The organism is Micromonospora psammae (genome assembly GCF_036902725.1).
GTDB lineage: Bacteria > Actinomycetota > Actinomycetes > Mycobacteriales > Micromonosporaceae > Micromonospora.
Window position 1 is genome coordinate 1 of record NZ_JBAKHM010000067.1, and the last position, 579, is coordinate 579.

1 protein-coding gene is annotated in these 579 nt (G+C 68.0%); it reads left to right on the top strand.

Going from position 1 to position 579, the window contains the following annotated elements; genetic code table 11:
* Nucleotides 1–579 (top strand): dihydrofolate reductase family protein (locus tag V6U79_RS29710; protein WP_334616726.1); only part of this gene is annotated, 579 nt, incomplete at its 5' end.

The following is a 579-nucleotide window of genomic DNA, read 5'->3' on the forward strand; positions in this document are numbered from 1 at the left end:
ATGCGTGACCTGGTCTACACCGGTTTCATGTCGCTCGACGGCGTCGTGGACTCGCCCGGCGGCGGACCGGGGGAGGAGCACCGCAGCGGCGGGTGGGTGTTCAAGGACCTCGAGTTCGTCCCGGAAGCCTGGTCGCTGAAGGGCGAGGAGCTCACCGACACGACGGCGCTGATGTTCGGCCGCCGCAGCTACGAGGCGTTCGCGCCGGTCTGGCCCGGTTCGGAGGACCACGCCGGCTACAAGGAGCTGCCCAAGTATGTGGTGTCGACCACGCTGTCTGACGAGGCCCTGGTCAACGGGTGGGGGCCGACGACGATCCTGCGCTCGACCGAGGACGTCGCCGCGCTCAAGGAGGGCGAGGGCGGCGCGATCTTCATCCACGGGAGCGCGGAGCTGGCCCGGCGGCTGTCGGATGCGGGCCTGATCGACCAGTACAACCTGCTCGTCTTCCCCGTGCTGCTCGGTGCCGGGAAGAGCCTGTTCGGCCGGGCCGACCGAGACAAGCACATGCTGACGCTGCGGGAGTCGGAGAGCTACTCGAACGGAATCCTGAAGCTGGTCTACGACGTCAAGCGCTGA